Below are 14,886 nucleotides of genomic sequence, written 5' to 3'. Positions count from 1 at the left end.
CACGAGCTAAAACTAATCGTAGATCTAATGTATCAAGGCGGCATGGCCGATATGCGCTACTCTATCTCAAACACCGCAGAATACGGTGACTACGTGAGCGGCCCTCGCGTCATCGGCGAAGACAGTAAAAAAGCGATGAAGGAAATTTTAAAAGAGATCCAAAACGGTAAATTCGCAAAAGACTTCATCCTCGAGCGCAAGGCCGGATACGTCCGCATGAACGCAGAGCGCGGCATCGCCGAAAGAAGCCTGCTAAATCAAACCGGTAAAAAATTACGCTCTATGATGCCTTGGATCAGCTCGGGCAAACTCATAGATCAAAGCAAAAACTAATTGAACTCGAAACCTAGAAAAAAGGCCGCGAAAAGGCGCTCCAAAAAGGGGCGCTCGCGCGGCGGCCTAAAGCTACTACTTTTCGCTTTTCTCATCGCCTGTATCTTGCTTGTCGGGGCGTTTTATCTGCTGGACGTCAGGGTTAAAGTTAAGAGCGACAACGCGCTGATCGCTAAAATCGAGCGGTATTTCGGCGACAAAAGCGAGCCTGATCAAAAGCAAAATTTAAGCCACAAACCAAGCCTTTCGGCATCAAACGGCTCCGAAAAAGTCACCATAAAAGACGCGCAAGCCGCATCGGGCGTGCACTCGAGAGCAAATTTGACCGATATCAAAGCGCTTTTTGACGAGGCGGAAGCTAAAGGTAAAGTAAAAATCGGCGGCGAAAAAGCTAAAGCCGAGGGGACAAGCGGTTTAAATTCGCCAAACGAGCAAGCTAAATTTGATAAAGACGGACAGAACGCGCAGAGGATAAAGGATAAAATCTCGCCCGAGGGCGGAAATTTGGCCTCCCGCGATACCTCCGAGCTTGACGGGGCGAGCGCTAAAAAGGTCGGCGAGTTAAATTTGACAAATTTAAGCTCTAAAAACGAGCCTGCTAAATCCGCTCAAAATAGCGGCGATAACGTTAAATTTGATGGCTATCAAGCGCCTCAAAGAACGCATATTTTTGCAAATTCCGAAGCCGTGATCTTTGATGATACGCCTATGCCGCAGGCGCAAAATAACCCCCTCGAACAAGCGCTAAAAAAAGAAAAAATCCATATCGAATTTAGCGACGCAAACGATCAAGCGGGGCAGGTCGAGGCGAAATTTGACGCAGAAAACGCGCCGCAAAACTCCGAGCCAAACGAGCAAGAAAAGATCGAAAAAGAAAAGCCTAAAAAGGACGAAAAAGCTAAAATTGCAGACTCGAAAAAAACGGATAAAAAAACCGCACCCGAGACAAACGAGGTAAAGGCCGCCGTAAAAGCGGGCTACAAGCCGCGTCTAGTCATCATCATCGACGACGTGGCGTATAAGCACCAAGCAGACGCGATAAAATCGGTAAATCTAAAGCTCACGCCGTCCTTTTTCCCAGCGACCTCCGCCCACCCCGAGACGCCTGTTTTGGCGCGGCGTTTTGGCTTTTATATGATCCACCTGCCTATGCAGGCTCTAGGCGGCTTTAAGGGCGCCGAGATCGGCACTCTCACGGTAAACGACGACTACGAAAAGATCGCTAAAAAACTGCAAAGCATCAAGCGAGATTTTCCGGATCTAAAATACATCAACAACCACACCGGCAGCCGTTTTACGAGCGACGCGACCGCGATGGATAGGCTAATGCGAGCGATGCGTGATGAAAATTTGATCTTCGTCGATAGCAAGACGACCTCGCCGACCAAGGTTTACGGCGCGGCGAAAAAATACTCGATGCCCTACATCGCTCGCGACGTGTTTTTGGATCACGACGGCTCAAAGGCGGCTGTGCGAAAGCAGCTAAAATACGCCGTCGAGCTGGCTAAAAAGCGCTCATACGCCATCGCGATCGGCCATCCGCACAAAAACACGATCGAAGTCCTGCAAGAAAGCGCAAAACTCTTGCAAGAGGTCGAGGTCGTCTATCTAAAGGACCTTTTTTGAACGTCTTAGCCGAGCTTCCTAGCGGTCTTTTGCGTCTTAAAAAGCCGCCGCAAAAGCTATATTTCGAGGGAAATTTGGCTCTGCTTGAGCGCCCGATGGTCTCGATCGTGGGCTCGAGAAAGGCCAGCGCCTACACCAGGCAGTGCGTAGAGGCGCTAGCTAGGACGCTAGCAAACAGCGGCGTTTGCGTAGTTAGCGGTGCGGCCATCGGCGTGGATATCGCCGCGCACAAGGGCGCGTATCCGCACACGGTCGCCGTTTTTGGCAACGGACTAAATAAAATCTACCCGCAAAGCAACGCCAAAATCATCAAAGAAATTTATCAAAATGCGCTGGCTCTTAGCGAATACGACCCGGGCGAGCCGCCGCTTGCATATAGATTTTTGGAGCGAAACCGCATCGTGGTCGCGCTCTCGCAGGCCCTGGTCGTCGCGCAGGCCGATACCAGAAGCGGCTCGATGCAAAGCGCGCGCATGGCAAAGGAGCTTGGCGTGCCGATATTTACGCTGCCTCAGCGCCTAGGCGAGAGCGACGGGACGAACGAGCTGGTTGCTAGCAGCGCGGCAAATTTGATAAACGATTTTGACGAATTTGCGCTTCGTTTCGGCGGCAAACCCGCGCCTGCGCAAGACGATGAGGTGATAAAATTTTGCAAAAACGGCGCGAGCCTCGATGCAGCCTTGGCAAAATTCGGCGATAAAATTTACGAATACGAGCTCGAAGGCAAACTGCGAATATCGGGGCTTACGGTATTTGCGGAGTAAATTTGCTCTATCTGTTTTGTAAGGACGTAGGTTTAAAATTTACGCTAGGCGAGCGGTTTAAATTTGAAAGACCAGGCTAAACGGCGGCAAATTTAAGCAGCTTTTAGTTTAAATTCGTGCGGTTTGCAGGCGATTTTTAAATTTTAGGATTACGTAAATTTTTGGCGTGCGAGAGTGAAATTCGCTTGCTCGTTTTTTCGGTTTTTTAAATTTGCGCGGGCTTGCTTGGAGTAGCATTTTTAGCGGATTGCGTTTGCCAAGATTAGGCAAATTTACGTGATAAATTTTACGGCAAATTTGTTTGCGACGGGTTTAATTGTTTTGACAATTTCTTAAATTTGCCGCTTTTGCGGATTTATTTGTAAAGCAAATTTTTTAATGTCTCGCAAAATCGGCAAACGGCAGCGAGTTTTTGATATAAATTTGCCTGCAAATAACCAAAATCAGGCGCAAAAATCAAAATCTAAAGGACGAAAATGAGCATAATGGCCATCGACGTGGGGCTAAAACGTATCGGCGTGGCGCTAGCCGTCGGGCAAACCGTGATACCGCAAACGCCCATACTGCGCAAAAATCGCAATCAAGCCGCGCACGACGTTAGCGCCGTTTTGCGCGAATACGGAGCAAAAAAGCTAGTCGTGGGCGTGCCGCTTGGGGGATCTAGCGAGGACGAGATGCGGCGGAGGATCGCGCACTTCGTGTCGTTACTGGAATTTGACGGCGAAGTGGTCTATCAGGACGAGGCGATGAGTAGCTTTGAGGCGAGCGAAATTTACGCCGAGAGTAGGCGCGACGGACGGCTAGATAGCATCGCGGCGATGATTATTTTAAAGCGGTATTTGGGGCTTTGAGGCAGTTTGGCGCGCGGTAAAACGGCGGCAAATTTGAGTTTTGCGCTAGGCTATGTCGGGGGCGTCTCGGCCGGTCGTTGCTAGCACGGAGATCGAGTAAAATTTGAGCTAAATTTACGCCCCGCGGTAAATTTAGCCGATATTTTTGCGTAAAATTTAAAAGCGGTTTGATCGGCTGGTTTTCGAGTCAAATTTGACCGTATGGACTTAGATAAAAAGCTCCTTCAAGCCTAGCTAGGCGCTGCTACCGGCTATAGCGCCGTATCCAATCATCAAGAAACCGCATTTGCTCCGCCGTGCTAAATCTATGCTCGCCGTTTTTCACGACGCTAAGCGTTGCGCTGATTTGGTTTGCAAACTCGCAAATCGTTTCAAAAGATGTTAGATCGTCGTTTTCGCCGTATAAAATATGCGTCGGCGCCGTCCAGAGGGTAGGATGTTCTCTGACGTAGCAAAGATATCTCCACGAAAGTTTTTCTCCGAATTTTGTGCTCAGTTCGCCCTTATCTCGCAGCTCCTCCTCGCTTGCATTTGCCTGCGACAGCATGTTTAGTATCAAATTTTCCATATCTACGATAGGAGAGATAAAATACGCCTTTTTTATACGCATGTCCCGCAAGGCGTGCATGGCAAAAAACGCTCCGATACTGTTTGCTATGATCGTCACGGATTTGTGGCTTTTAAGGATAGACTCAAAATACGGCGCAAATTCCTCTTTCGCCTCCCACGGCGTGCGCGCTTCGTAATCAAATCCAAGCACGTCGCTATCTGCAAAAAGCCGTTTGTAGCGGGCCGCTTCTGCCGCGCTTCCGTTTTTTCCGTGTATGTATACGACTATATTTTTCATGATTTTGCCTTTTTGCGGCGGGCAAGCGGCTAAAATAAAAGCGCTTTGACGCCGCAACTAGTTAAATTTAAGCAGTCCATCCTCGTCAAATTTAAAACCGGGCCCCCAAGCCACCTCCCAGTAGTATCCGTCCGGAACGGCAAAATACGCGTGATATCCGCCCCAAAACGTATCTTGGGGCTCCTTGACGATGGTGCCACCCGCCTTTTTTACTAGCTCTATGACGCTAGCTACGTCCTCTTTGTTTTTTACGTTATACGCTAGCGTGATGCCGCCAAATCCGCTGCCTCTGGGCGGATCGTTTTCGTCGATATCTCGCGCCAGCGCGTCTAGCGGATAGAGCTCAAATTTGGTCCCAGGCGTATCAAAAAAACATACCGGCGGGTCGTCGTCTTTGCAATCCGTCTTAAATCCTAGGCCGTCTCTGTAAAATTTCAGCACCCTTTGCATGCTTCGCACGCCTAGGCAGATGCAGGTTATTTTATTCATTTTAGCCTCCGTTATTTGGGCTTATTATATCATTTTAGTGGTAGCGGTTTTGGATCAAATTTGATGTTATCAAACGAAACAGTGCGGTTTAACGAGCTTTAAAAATGCGAGTAAAATTTCAAAAAGCTAAATTTTATCCCCGTTTTGCGTCTCAAATTCGTAAGTTTCGTTTAAGATACGCACGAGAGTGTCGGAGAGATAGGGCTGAACTAGCGTCCAGACGCGGATTTTCGGGTTTAAATTTATCGCCGCGTTCGTTGTTTTTAGCACGACTAGCGCGATCTTTTTTTCTATCAAAAGCGTAGATAGAGCGCCATCTATCTCGCGCAGCAGGCTCTCCTCGATAAAGACGACGTTTGGGCGAAAGATCATATCCTTTATGTGACGCTTTACGATGCTCCATTTGTTGCTCGGCTTCACGTCGATACCGATAAATTCGAGATCTTTTTTGATGATATTAAACGAGTGCGGGTTGGGCTCTGCGACGAGGGCGCTAAAATTTTTGGGATTTTTTATCTTAAAGCTTTTCATGAGATCGAGCTTATCGCCGCAAAGACGCAGCGAAATCTCGGTGCTAGCGCGCACGCCGTGATCAAACTCGAATCTAATGCTAGAGCCGTTTTGCTCGGCCAGCGCCATTGCCGTTTCGTAAATTTTACGGCTTTGCGCGTTCATATTTACGCGAGGCGTGCTTTTGACCGTAAAAAAATCGTGATCGCAGTGGACGCTAAGTGTAAATTTGATGTTGTTTTTGTAGTAGTTCGAGAGCAAAAATTTGATCGTAATGGTCGAGTTTGAGACGTTTAAAAGGAAAATTTGAGCCATCGCGTCGATGAGCTTTGCAAGGGCTGCGATATCTGCGTAAAATAGCCTAGGATAGGCGATATCGTAGTCTAGCAGCACGTAGTTCGTGTTTTTTTGCGCGTCCTCGTTTAGCGAGGAGGCCAAAAATAGCAAACCGCCTGCGATATCGACTTTTGGCAGCGTATTTGTCTCGCTAGATTCGCCGATTTCGCTCTTGCCGTTTTTTTGCGTAGTTTCTTTTTTTATCACGCCGTTTGACCTTCTAAATTTATCCATAAAATAGCAACCGCCCAAAACCGCTATATAAAACGCGGCAAAAATCAGGAAAATATACGCGAAACTCACGGCTATATAACCAGCATCGCGTCGCCGTAGGAGTAAAATTTGTACTTTTGCTCCACGGCGGTTTTGTAAATCCGCATAGTCTGCTCAAGTCCGACAAAGCTGGTTACTAGCATGATTAGCGTAGATTTTGGTAGGTGAAAGTTCGTAAGCAGGTAGTTTTGGCGGATGGGCTTGTTGTTTAAATTTAAAAACAGCCTGCACTCGCCGCTAGACTTGCCGCTTCTAGCAAACTCCTCCACGCAGCGCGTTACCGTCGTGCCTACGCCTAGGATCGGTCTGTTTGAGTTGATTAAATTTTGCGTATCTTGCGGGATATCGTAAAACTCCGCGTGCATCTTGTGCTGCGTAATATCCTCGCTCTCCACGCCCTTAAACGTCCCTGCGCCCACATGCAGCGTGAGGTAGGCTATCTCGCGGTCTTTGGCTAGGCGCGCGATCATCTCGTTGCTAAAGTGTAAGCTCGCCGTCGGAGCCGCTACCGCGCCCTCGTTTTTAGCAAACACGCTTTGATACCAGCTCTCATCGTCCTCGGTGTCGCTTCGTTTGATGTAAGGCGGCAGAGGCACGTGACCGATGCGAGATAGGACTCTATAAAGCGCGGCCGCGTCCAAAGGCTCGCCGTTTTGGCTAAATTTGACCGTGCGAGAGCCGTCCTCAAAGAGCTCGCAGACCTCGGCGGTCAAATTTCGGTCGAAATTTAAAACGCTGCCCGCGCGGACTTTGCCTTTTATATAGACGCTAAATTTACCGTCCGCAAGCGGAGAGTTTAGTAAAAGCTCCGTCTCGCCGCCGCTATCTTTTTTGCCGTAAATTCTAGCTTTTACCACCTTGGTATCGTTAAAAATAATATCGCAAGGCGGTAAAATTTCGGGCAAATCGCCGAATTTTAGATGAGAGATTTTTTCGCTAGCTCGCTCGTAGATTAGTAGCCTGGCGTCCTCTTTGGGAAAGGTCGGGAAATTGGCGATTAGCTCCGGCGGTAGCTCGTAGTCGTAGGCGTCAAGCGAGTTTGGATTTAAAATTTGACTCATTTGGCTAGCCTACTTTGTTTCATAACTATTCGTCCTCTTTTTCTTCGTCGGTTTCTTGCTCAGGCTCTTCGTTTTTAGCCGGATTTACGCGGGCGGCTATAAAGATAGAAAGCCCGTAAAGACCGATGAGAGGCACCGCCATCAAAAACTGGCTGAGGATATCAGGGGGCGTCATGATCGCGGCAAATATAAAAATCACGACGATAGCGTAGCGGAATGAGTTTTTGAGCATCTTGTCATCGACTAGGCCGAGTTTAGCAAGGAAAAATGTGATAACGGGAAGCTCAAATGCGATACCGAACGCAATGACCAGTTTCGTAAAAAATCCGACGTAGCCACCGATGTTTAGCATTGCGGAAAATAGCTGTTGGCCGAAATTTATAAGAAAAGCAAAACCGATAGGAACGACGACGTAGTAGCAAAACGCCGCGCCAACGAGAAACATAAAGGTCGCCGATATCACGAAAGGTATGACGTATTTTTTCTCGTTTTCGTAAAGTCCGGGTGCTACAAATAGCCAAAACTGCCAAAAAATAATCGGCAACGAAAATAAAAATCCGGTGAAAAACGCCACCTTCATCGCTACGAAAAAGGGCTCTTGCACCTCGAGAAAGACCATTTTTTGATTATCTGGCAGAGTATTTTGCAGCGGCGCGATGATAAAGTCTAAAATTTGATTCCAAAAGCTAAAGCACACTACAAACATCACGATCACGGTCATGACGCTGATGAAAAGCCTTTTTCTAAGTTCTACTAAATGCGGTTTTAGCTCTTCAAACATTACGCCTCTTTTTTCTCGTTATCGCCTAGAACGGCGTTTTTGACGGCTTCGCCCGGGTTTTTGACCGCTTCGACGCTCTTTTTTACGTCGTTTAGGCCGTCCGTGATGCCGCTAGTGACGTCGTTTACGCCCTTTTTGAGCTCGTCAAGCTCCTCAAAGGTGAGCTTTTTTCGCACCGTTTCGGTGGTTTTTGCGATACTCTCTTTGTATTTTTTCGCGTCCTCTTTGAGTTCTTGGATTTTTATCTCTTGATCGAAGCTACTTTTTGCGTCATTGACCGTTTTTTTGACGGTTTTAAAAAATTTCGCTATCTCTACCATCGCGCTAGGAAGCTTATCGGGTCCCAAAAATAGCACCGCGATGACGGCTATGACGATGATCTCGGGTAAGCTCATGCCAAACATTTTTTTATCCTAAATTTTATTTTAAAGCGCTCATTTTATCGTTTTTTATCTCAAATTTGCATAAATCAGCCCGCGATAAATAAAGAAATTTCATCCGCGGTCAGGAAATTTTTGGCGTAATATCGCCCGTTTTTAAATTTTAATTTCCCGCTCTTTTTTAGCAGTTGCGCTCTTTGCTCTTGCTCTGCGTTTAGGCTGTTTTGCCAGATACCGACGATGCTTCTAGCGCCTAAAAATATCCGCTCTAAATTTAGCTCGTCCGCGCTTAAATTTTCGATTTTTTTAGCGTGCGGATTTTTTACGTAAGCGTTTAAATTTGAAGCGTTATAAAAGCGGCGATCTCGCCAAAATCCGACCGCATAAGCGCCAATGGCAAGGTAGTTTTTGGCCTGCCAGTAGCCGAGGTTATGCCTGCAAATTTGACCGAAATTTGAGATTTCGTATTGTTTTAGGCCGATTTCTTCGATACGGTCTATCATAAATTTAGCTAGCCTCGGGCTATCTTTTGCGTAGGTTATCTTACCGGCAAAGGGGGTATTTTCCTCAAGCGTTAGCGAATACGCCGAAACGTGCGAAATGCCTAGATTTCGGATATTTTGCGCCTCTTGCTCTAGGCGTTTTTTGGTATCTAGTTTCGTGCCGTAGATGAGATCTACATTGATATTTTCTAGCCCCGCGGTCTTGGCGCTTATGATGGTTTCGTAGATCTGCTTTGCGTCGTGGATGCGCCCGAGAAATTTAAGCTTATCTTCAAAAAAGCTTTGAGCGCCGAAGCTCACGCGATTTACGCCGTATGATTTCATCTGCGAGAGCCACTTTAGGCTTGCAGAGTTTGGATTTGCCTCCGTCGTGATCTCGGCGTTTGCCGCCAGATATGGCGCGACCGCCTCAAATAGCCGCTCGTAGTAGCCACCGTCCACGGCGCTTGGCGTCCCTCCGCCGATGAAAAGCGTCTCGATCTCGCCTTTTTTTACGTCAAATTTTAAAATTTGCTCTCTAAAATCCGCAATCATCGCGTCAAAATACGCGCTCGTTAAATTTCGTTTGCCCACCACCGAGCCAAAAGCGCAGTAGGGGCATTTGCTCTCGCAAAAGGGGATGTGGACGTAAAGAAGCATTTTGACCTTTGTTTTTGCCGTATTTTAGCAGATTTTACGGCTTTATCGCGCGGCGTTTGATATTTTGGCGTTTTGGCTTTTGTGCCGTTTATGTGCAGGTTTGCGGTAAATTTTGGCCGGATTTAGGCGCAAAACCGACTCCGACAAGCTATTTGACGCTTTTAAATTTAAAATTTACCGCCGTTTTTACCGCTCGTTAAATTTAAAAAGTCGCGCCGATACGTTTAAATTTGATTTTAATTTAACGCCCGCAAAGCTTTGCAAGCGTTAAATTTACGTGTAAAATTTCTTTTGTTTTAAAATTTGCGTTGGCAAAACGCCGAATTTTTCTCTAAAAATCTTTGCAAAGTGCGGAGCGCTGGCGTATCCGACGATTTTTGCGGCTTCGCTCACGCAGACGTCTCCGCGCTCTAAAAGTTTTTTTGCCGCGTTTAGCCGCTCGGTCGCTAGCAGCCCGTAGATCGTATCGCCAAAGTAGCTTTTAAAGCCTGTTTTTAGTTTAAATTCATTCGTTGCGCACGCTCTGGCTAGCTCTTTTATGCTGGGCGGATTTTGGACGTCGCTTAGTAAAATTTGCCTTGCTTTATTTAAAATTTTTACGTATTCGTCGCTAAAATTGCGCTTTTTTTCATCGGCTTCGGGCGTTTTAGGCGCGCCTAAGCTTTTGTAGATTAGCTCTAAAATTTTAGCTTCCATAAAGATTTCGCGCATCTTACCTTCAAACTCGCTCGCAGCTAAAAGCTCCCGTAAAATCAGGCTTTGGGCTAAATTTATCTTAGCCGTTTGGATGCAGATTTCGTTTTCTTCGCCTAGATTTTTAAATGCCGCTAGCTCGCCGGCCAGCTCGTTTTTTAGCACGATGCATCGCCCGGCGTAGCTGCTACTTTGATACTCGCAAACGCCCTCAAATCCGCTATCCACGCGTCCCATCCAAAACTCTCCGGCCTTTAGGCAAAAAGTTTTTTTACCCGCCTTAAGCCCGGCGTCCGCTCTTGCGTCGTTAAAGAGCAAAAAGCAGTAGCCAGCGCTCCTTTCAAGCCGTCTTTTTACGCTTTTATTACAGATTATTTCGCTCCTGCAGTAGCTTGCGCCGCTTGTGCCTTTAAAAAACTCGACTTTACATTTTCTATCTTGCTCTTGCCACGCGCTTTGTCCGTAGCGCACCGAATTTTGCGCGATTTCTTGTTCGTTTGCTCGTAAAATATCTTTAAATTCGACTTTCATTTGCTTTTATCCTTTTAGCGTTGATAAAAATCCCTCTACCGTTTGCCTAAGTATTGATAATAATTATCTGATTATAGTAAAATAGGGTTTAAATTTAAATAAGGAGTCTAAAGGTGAAAAGTATGCCTAAAATTTCTATGCTAGCTTGCCTAGCACTATCTTGCGCGCAGGCGGCCGATGAAGTAAAACTAAACGAAGTTACCGTAACTAGCGCGACGGGTTTTGAACAAAATATCAAGGACGCGCCCGCCTCCGTTTCGGTAATCTCGCAAAAAGAGATAGCCAGGCGCAACCATCAAGATATAGAAAGCGTCGTAAAAGACGCTCCGGGAGTTTTCGGCGCGACGCTGGGGGCGGCTAGCAGACGCGGTATCACGATGAGAGGCCTTGGTCAAAAATACACTAAAATTTTAATAGACGGCCGCCCTGCGACCAGCGATAGCGCGTATAGAGGGCTTCGCGCGGTCGGTAGCGCTCAAAATTTCCTCCCGCCCGCAAACACGATCGAGCGTATCGAAATCGTGCGAGGGCCGATGAGCTCGCTATACGGCTCGGATGCGATGGGAGGCGTGATAAATATCATCACCAAGGGCTTTTCAAACGAATTTAGCGGTAACGTAAACGGCTACTACACGCTTGCGGGCAAAAGCGGGATAAATGACGACTACCAAACCGGCTTTTACGCAAACGGCGCAGTGATCCCGGACGTGCTGGGTATCGCGCTTTATGGGCGGTATTTTCACAAATTTGAAGACGATCGAGTCTTTACGAACCGCAAAAACGAGGACGTAAATTTCGGCGCGAAAATCATGTATAACGCCACCGAAAACGACGAAATAGCGCTTGATTTGCGCCGCGTAGTAAATAAATACGAGCGCACCGAAGGCAAGACGCTAAGAAGGGCTACCGGCGATAATACGAGCGTCGCGTTTGAAAAGATGAGCGGATATACCGCCTCGCTCTCGCATACGGGCAAATACGACAAGCTGCTGCTTGAAAGCTTTTTAACCCACGATCATATGAAAGAAAGCGGACAACAAGACCTCACGCTAAAAACGACGACGCTAAATACCAAGGGAACGTATTTTTTTGATAACAACACGCTAAGTCTGGGGGCTGAATACAGAAGAGAAAGGCTAAACGAAAAGGCAACGACGGCCGATGCCGCAAATGTCAAAAGGTATGATTTTTCGCTCTACGGCGAGGACGATTTTGACGTAACCGACGCGCTCACGCTAACTGCTGGTCTAAGGTATAATCACGACAAAGACTACGGCGGACACGTATCTCCGCGCGGATATGCCGTGTATCATCTAAGCGAAAATCTATCGCTAAAAGGCGGCGTATCGGCAGGCTACTCGACGCCAGATATCAAGATGCGAACCGACGGGCTTGCTCTGCCTTTTGCCGGCGGTATGGGAGCGCAGCTGGGTAAAAGCGACCTAAAGCCCGAATCTAGCCTAAACTACGAAGCCGGCATCGCTTACGGGGACGAGAGCCTTAACGTATCGGCGATGGCGTTTTATACGCGGATAAAAGACGGTCTAGGTACGAAGCCCGTTTGCGTCGCGCGCCCGGGCGTTCCTTGCGTGCATAACGGCAAGACCTATAGGCGCGGCATCTGGGAGAGCGTAAATATCGGTAAAGCCGAAGTAAAAGGCGTCGAACTCGCCTCGGACTGGCAGATACTATCAAATTTAGCCCTACACTCAAGCTACGTTTACACTAGATCAAAGCAAAAATCGGGCGCGTACGAGGGCAAATCTCTAAACAATCTATCCGTACATACCGTAAAAATAGGGTTTGATTACGACGCGACACCCGATCTAAATTTCTGGACGCAGATGAACTATCTAGGCAAAACCAGAGCTGTTTACGGCCTACCCGGAGACGAGGAGATAAGGGATTATACGCTATTTGACGCGGGCGCAAGCTACAAGATAACTAAAAACGCGAGCGTAAATTTTAGCGTTTATAATATCTTTAACGAATACGTAACGACAAAATCGGGACGCTATGAAATTTTGATCGCCGACGGGATTAAATATAGACTCGGATTTAACGTAAATTTCTAAATTTAGCCGTATTTAAGCGGGGCGGTGCGTAGCGATCGCCGCCCCACTACCGGTTTTTAAAATTCGAGTTTAAATTTAAGGAGAAAGATGCCGTTTTTAAAGAAAAAGAAGTTTTGGTTTAACGTCCATTTGATTTTAAGCCTAGCCTGTGTTTTGCCGTTGCTTATCGTCGCTCTTAGCGGCGCAGTCATATCCTATCACGACGAGATTATAGACCTTGCAAACTCGCAAAAAACCTTCGTCGAGCGAGGCGAAAAAGAGCTTAGCGCGAGAGAAATTTTAGATATTTTTAAAGCTAGGGAACCGAATTTTACGCTTAGCTACTACAAGATTAACTCGGACGCAAATCACGCTCTAGGCGTATCCGGTACGAATGCTAAAGGCGAGTTTAAGTCGTATTTTATAAATCAATACACAGGCGAGATAACGGGCGAAAATTTCGGCGATAAATTTATCGGACTAATGTTAAATTTGCATACGAATTTAGGGCTCGGCCTTAGCGAAAACGAGACTCTGCGGCTTATAGGAAAACACATCGTTGCAGTTTGCAGTATTGTTCTAGTTGTTCTGGTTATATCTGGATTGATAATTTATTATCCTAGTTTTAAAACTAAATTTATGCGCGCATTCGCTTTAAAAATCAAGGCCAAAGGCTATGCGTTTTTGTACAGCCTGCACGGATTTGCCGGCGTTTATCTTTGTTTATTTTTGGCTTTTATGAGCGTTACGGGGCTTTACTGGTCGTATGACTGGGCGGCAAAGCTCGTAAATAACGCGCTTGGCGAAAAGGAAATTTTTAGAAAAAAGAGCTTTACACAGGTAAGGGGATTTTCGCTGGAGGACGAGGGCAAGATAGCAAATTTAGAGGCCGCGATAGATATTTTTAAACGAGATAGAAAGGATTACGAGCTTTTTAACGTCATCACGCAAGAAGACGGCGAAAATTTTATGATATTTTACTTTGACAAAGGATTGGAAGAGGACGATAAAGTAAATACGATGACGATAAACGCCGCTAAGGGGCAAATTATCAGGCACGCGAGGTTTGACGACGCCAAAAGCTCGATGCCCAGGCCTTTTGTGATTCATAAAGCGGTTTTAAGCTTGCATTCGGGATATTTTTTGGGCGAGATCGGTAAATTTATATTTTGTTTAGCTTCGGCATCGGTTCTGTTTTTCGTTATAAGCGGTTTTTGGATGAGCTTAAAACGGCTCAAAAGATAAATTTGATAAAATCGCTCGAAAAAACTGAAAAAGGCTAAATATGCGAGTGATTTTAGATGGATTTGACGGCTCTTTTTTGCCGATTTTGCAAAGCTTTAAGGCCGTGATGCCGAGCCTGCGAATAACAGGCATCGAGGAGCTCGGCCAAAGCGTCAAGGATGCGCCGGGCGGAGAAAGCGGGGGTAACGCAGACGCTATCAACGTAAGCGAGCTTTTTGCGCGCCAATACGAGCGGGACGAGCTTTTGCCTGACGGATCTTTGTTTTTGCAGGACGATAAATTTAACGAGAGCGGCGAGGCTACGGCGGTTAAATTTGATGAAAACGTTAAATTTGAAAATGCGCGCCAGGCGATTGACGGCGCCGAATTTGAGCAAAATTTAATGCCTAAGAGCGAACAAAAAATCGCTTCCGTGCAGGAGCAAAATTTGCAAGAAATACAGAATGCTATGCCGCGTCAAGACGCCAATCTGCAAGGAAAAGCTATTTCGCAAACCAGTGCTTTAAGCGAAATAACCAAAACTGCGCCAACTAGCCAAAGCGCGCAAACCGCCGCTCCGCGCGAAACTCCTGTTTTTGGCGGAGCTACGCAAACGGCACCGTCTAGTAAAATATCCGCTTCTAATGACGCAGTAAAAACGGCTGCCTCGGACGCATTCGCGCAGGCTGCGTTATTTGATTTTAATGAGTCTGCGCAAAATTTGCCGCCGCGCGCCGAGCCAAAAGCCGCACCCGAGCGCAAAAAGCACGAAAGCGCGAGTCTGTTTACCGACGAAGAGGTGCGGGCGATACTGGAGCTAAAATAGGTGGCTCAAATTTGACGAATAAGGCGGTAAAATTTGACGGATAACCAAGCAAAACGCGCAAATTTTACCGCGCCGTAAAAAGTAAAATTCGTAGTTTAAAAATTTAAATAAAAATTTTAAGCCTAAGCGTCAAATTTTTCCGCTAACCTCGCGATATTTAGCTAT

At 46.8% G+C, this 14,886-nt stretch carries 14 protein-coding genes and 1 pseudogene; 7 read left to right on the top strand and 8 right to left on the bottom strand.

Annotation, left to right across the window (positions count from 1 at the left end):
* From RWM02_RS06215 to ruvX, 4 genes and pseudogenes are all read left to right on the top strand, one after another.
* Nucleotides 1-333 (top strand): annotated as a pseudogene (locus tag RWM02_RS06215) (ketol-acid reductoisomerase); the annotation flags it as partial.
* A complete protein-coding gene (locus RWM02_RS06210; protein WP_314070168.1) occupies nucleotides 334-1,959 on the top strand; it encodes a divergent polysaccharide deacetylase family protein in 1,626 nt (541 codons plus the stop codon).
* Nucleotides 1,956-2,723, top strand: a complete 768-nt coding sequence (gene dprA, locus RWM02_RS06205) for a DNA-processing protein DprA (RefSeq protein ID WP_314070165.1) — start codon at nucleotides 1,956-1,958, stop codon at nucleotides 2,721-2,723. Before RWM02_RS06210 ends, dprA begins: the two co-directional genes overlap by 4 nt.
* Before the next feature lie 476 nt (nucleotides 2,724-3,199).
* Nucleotides 3,200-3,574 carry a Holliday junction resolvase RuvX gene (gene ruvX / locus RWM02_RS06200; RefSeq protein WP_314070163.1) on the top strand — a complete coding sequence of 125 codons (375 nt, stop codon included), beginning with the start codon at nucleotides 3,200-3,202 and terminating at the stop codon, nucleotides 3,572-3,574.
* Nucleotides 3,575-3,818: 244 nt separating this feature from the next.
* Here the strand turns inward: ruvX and RWM02_RS06195 are convergent, their stop codons facing one another.
* The 8 genes from RWM02_RS06195 to RWM02_RS06160 all read right to left on the bottom strand — a co-directional run bounded on the left by RWM02_RS06195 (nucleotide 3,819) and on the right by RWM02_RS06160 (nucleotide 10,617).
* Nucleotides 3,819-4,421: an alpha/beta hydrolase gene (locus RWM02_RS06195; RefSeq protein ID WP_314070161.1), complete on the bottom strand. Its 603-nt coding sequence runs from the start codon at nucleotides 4,419-4,421 to the stop codon at nucleotides 3,819-3,821.
* 57 nt (nucleotides 4,422-4,478) lie between these two features.
* Nucleotides 4,479-4,910, bottom strand: a complete 432-nt coding sequence (locus RWM02_RS06190) for a VOC family protein (RefSeq protein ID WP_314070158.1) — start codon at nucleotides 4,908-4,910, stop codon at nucleotides 4,479-4,481.
* A 126-nt stretch (nucleotides 4,911-5,036) separates the two neighbouring features.
* A complete protein-coding gene (locus RWM02_RS06185; RefSeq protein WP_314070155.1) occupies nucleotides 5,037-6,059 on the bottom strand; it encodes a hypothetical protein in 1,023 nt (340 codons plus the stop codon).
* A gap of 2 nt (nucleotides 6,060-6,061) precedes the next feature.
* The gene (gene queA / locus RWM02_RS06180) at nucleotides 6,062-7,090 is read right to left on the bottom strand and encodes a tRNA preQ1(34) S-adenosylmethionine ribosyltransferase-isomerase QueA (protein WP_314070152.1); all 1,029 of its coding nucleotides are present in this window, start codon (nucleotides 7,088-7,090) and stop codon (nucleotides 6,062-6,064) included.
* Between the two features lie 25 nt (nucleotides 7,091-7,115).
* Nucleotides 7,116-7,871, bottom strand: a complete 756-nt coding sequence (gene tatC, locus RWM02_RS06175; RefSeq protein ID WP_314070149.1) for a twin-arginine translocase subunit TatC — start codon at nucleotides 7,869-7,871, stop codon at nucleotides 7,116-7,118.
* A complete protein-coding gene (gene tatB / locus RWM02_RS06170) occupies nucleotides 7,871-8,275 on the bottom strand; it encodes a Sec-independent protein translocase protein TatB (RefSeq protein WP_002946440.1) in 405 nt (134 codons plus the stop codon). The genes tatC and tatB overlap by 1 nt, the downstream gene beginning before the upstream one ends.
* A gap of 65 nt (nucleotides 8,276-8,340) precedes the next feature.
* Nucleotides 8,341-9,393 (bottom strand): radical SAM family heme chaperone HemW, encoded by a 1,053-nt coding sequence (gene hemW, locus RWM02_RS06165; protein WP_314070146.1) that lies wholly within the window; start codon nucleotides 9,391-9,393, stop codon nucleotides 8,341-8,343.
* Between the two features lie 273 nt (nucleotides 9,394-9,666).
* Entirely contained in the window at nucleotides 9,667-10,617 is a 951-nt protein-coding gene (locus RWM02_RS06160) for a helix-turn-helix domain-containing protein (RefSeq protein WP_122874094.1), read from the bottom strand.
* Nucleotides 10,618-10,730: 113 nt separating this feature from the next.
* Here RWM02_RS06160 and RWM02_RS06155 point away from each other — a divergent pair, with 113 nt between their 5' ends.
* The 3 genes from RWM02_RS06155 to RWM02_RS06145 all read left to right on the top strand — a co-directional run bounded on the left by RWM02_RS06155 (nucleotide 10,731) and on the right by RWM02_RS06145 (nucleotide 14,721).
* On the top strand, nucleotides 10,731-12,692 hold the full coding sequence (locus RWM02_RS06155) for a TonB-dependent receptor domain-containing protein (protein WP_314070144.1): 1,962 nt from the start codon (nucleotides 10,731-10,733) through the stop codon (nucleotides 12,690-12,692).
* 87 nt (nucleotides 12,693-12,779) lie between these two features.
* Entirely contained in the window at nucleotides 12,780-13,916 is a 1,137-nt protein-coding gene (locus tag RWM02_RS06150; protein WP_314070141.1) for a PepSY-associated TM helix domain-containing protein, read from the top strand.
* A 40-nt stretch (nucleotides 13,917-13,956) separates the two neighbouring features.
* Nucleotides 13,957-14,721 (top strand): hypothetical protein, encoded by a 765-nt coding sequence (locus tag RWM02_RS06145; protein WP_314070139.1) that lies wholly within the window; start codon nucleotides 13,957-13,959, stop codon nucleotides 14,719-14,721.
* Nucleotides 14,722-14,886: the final 165 nt, after the last annotated feature.

Origin of the sequence: Campylobacter showae, assembly GCF_963515975.1 — a bacterium.
GTDB classification, from domain to species: Bacteria; Campylobacterota; Campylobacteria; order Campylobacterales; family Campylobacteraceae; genus Campylobacter_A; species Campylobacter_A showae_F.
This window is presented reverse-complemented; position numbering and strand designations above follow the sequence as displayed.

What these genes read in the sequence shown, in the direction of transcription:
- RWM02_RS06195 (WP_314070161.1), bottom strand. Translation starts at nt 4,421, where the DNA reads ATGAAAAATATAGTCGTATACATACACGGAAAAAACGGAAGCGCGGCA.
- RWM02_RS06150 (WP_314070141.1), top strand. Translation starts at nt 12,780, where the DNA reads ATGCCGTTTTTAAAGAAAAAGAAGTTTTGGTTTAACGTCCATTTGATT.
- tatC (WP_314070149.1), bottom strand. Translation starts at nt 7,871, where the DNA reads ATGTTTGAAGAGCTAAAACCGCATTTAGTAGAACTTAGAAAAAGGCTT.
- ruvX (WP_314070163.1), top strand. Translation starts at nt 3,200, where the DNA reads ATGAGCATAATGGCCATCGACGTGGGGCTAAAACGTATCGGCGTGGCG.
- hemW (WP_314070146.1), bottom strand. Translation starts at nt 9,393, where the DNA reads ATGCTTCTTTACGTCCACATCCCCTTTTGCGAGAGCAAATGCCCCTAC.
- RWM02_RS06160 (WP_122874094.1), bottom strand. Translation starts at nt 10,617, where the DNA reads ATGAAAGTCGAATTTAAAGATATTTTACGAGCAAACGAACAAGAAATC.
- tatB (WP_002946440.1), bottom strand. Translation starts at nt 8,275, where the DNA reads ATGTTTGGCATGAGCTTACCCGAGATCATCGTCATAGCCGTCATCGCG.
- RWM02_RS06145 (WP_314070139.1), top strand. Translation starts at nt 13,957, where the DNA reads ATGCGAGTGATTTTAGATGGATTTGACGGCTCTTTTTTGCCGATTTTG.
- queA (WP_314070152.1), bottom strand. Translation starts at nt 7,090, where the DNA reads ATGAGTCAAATTTTAAATCCAAACTCGCTTGACGCCTACGACTACGAG.
- RWM02_RS06190 (WP_314070158.1), bottom strand. Translation starts at nt 4,910, where the DNA reads ATGAATAAAATAACCTGCATCTGCCTAGGCGTGCGAAGCATGCAAAGG.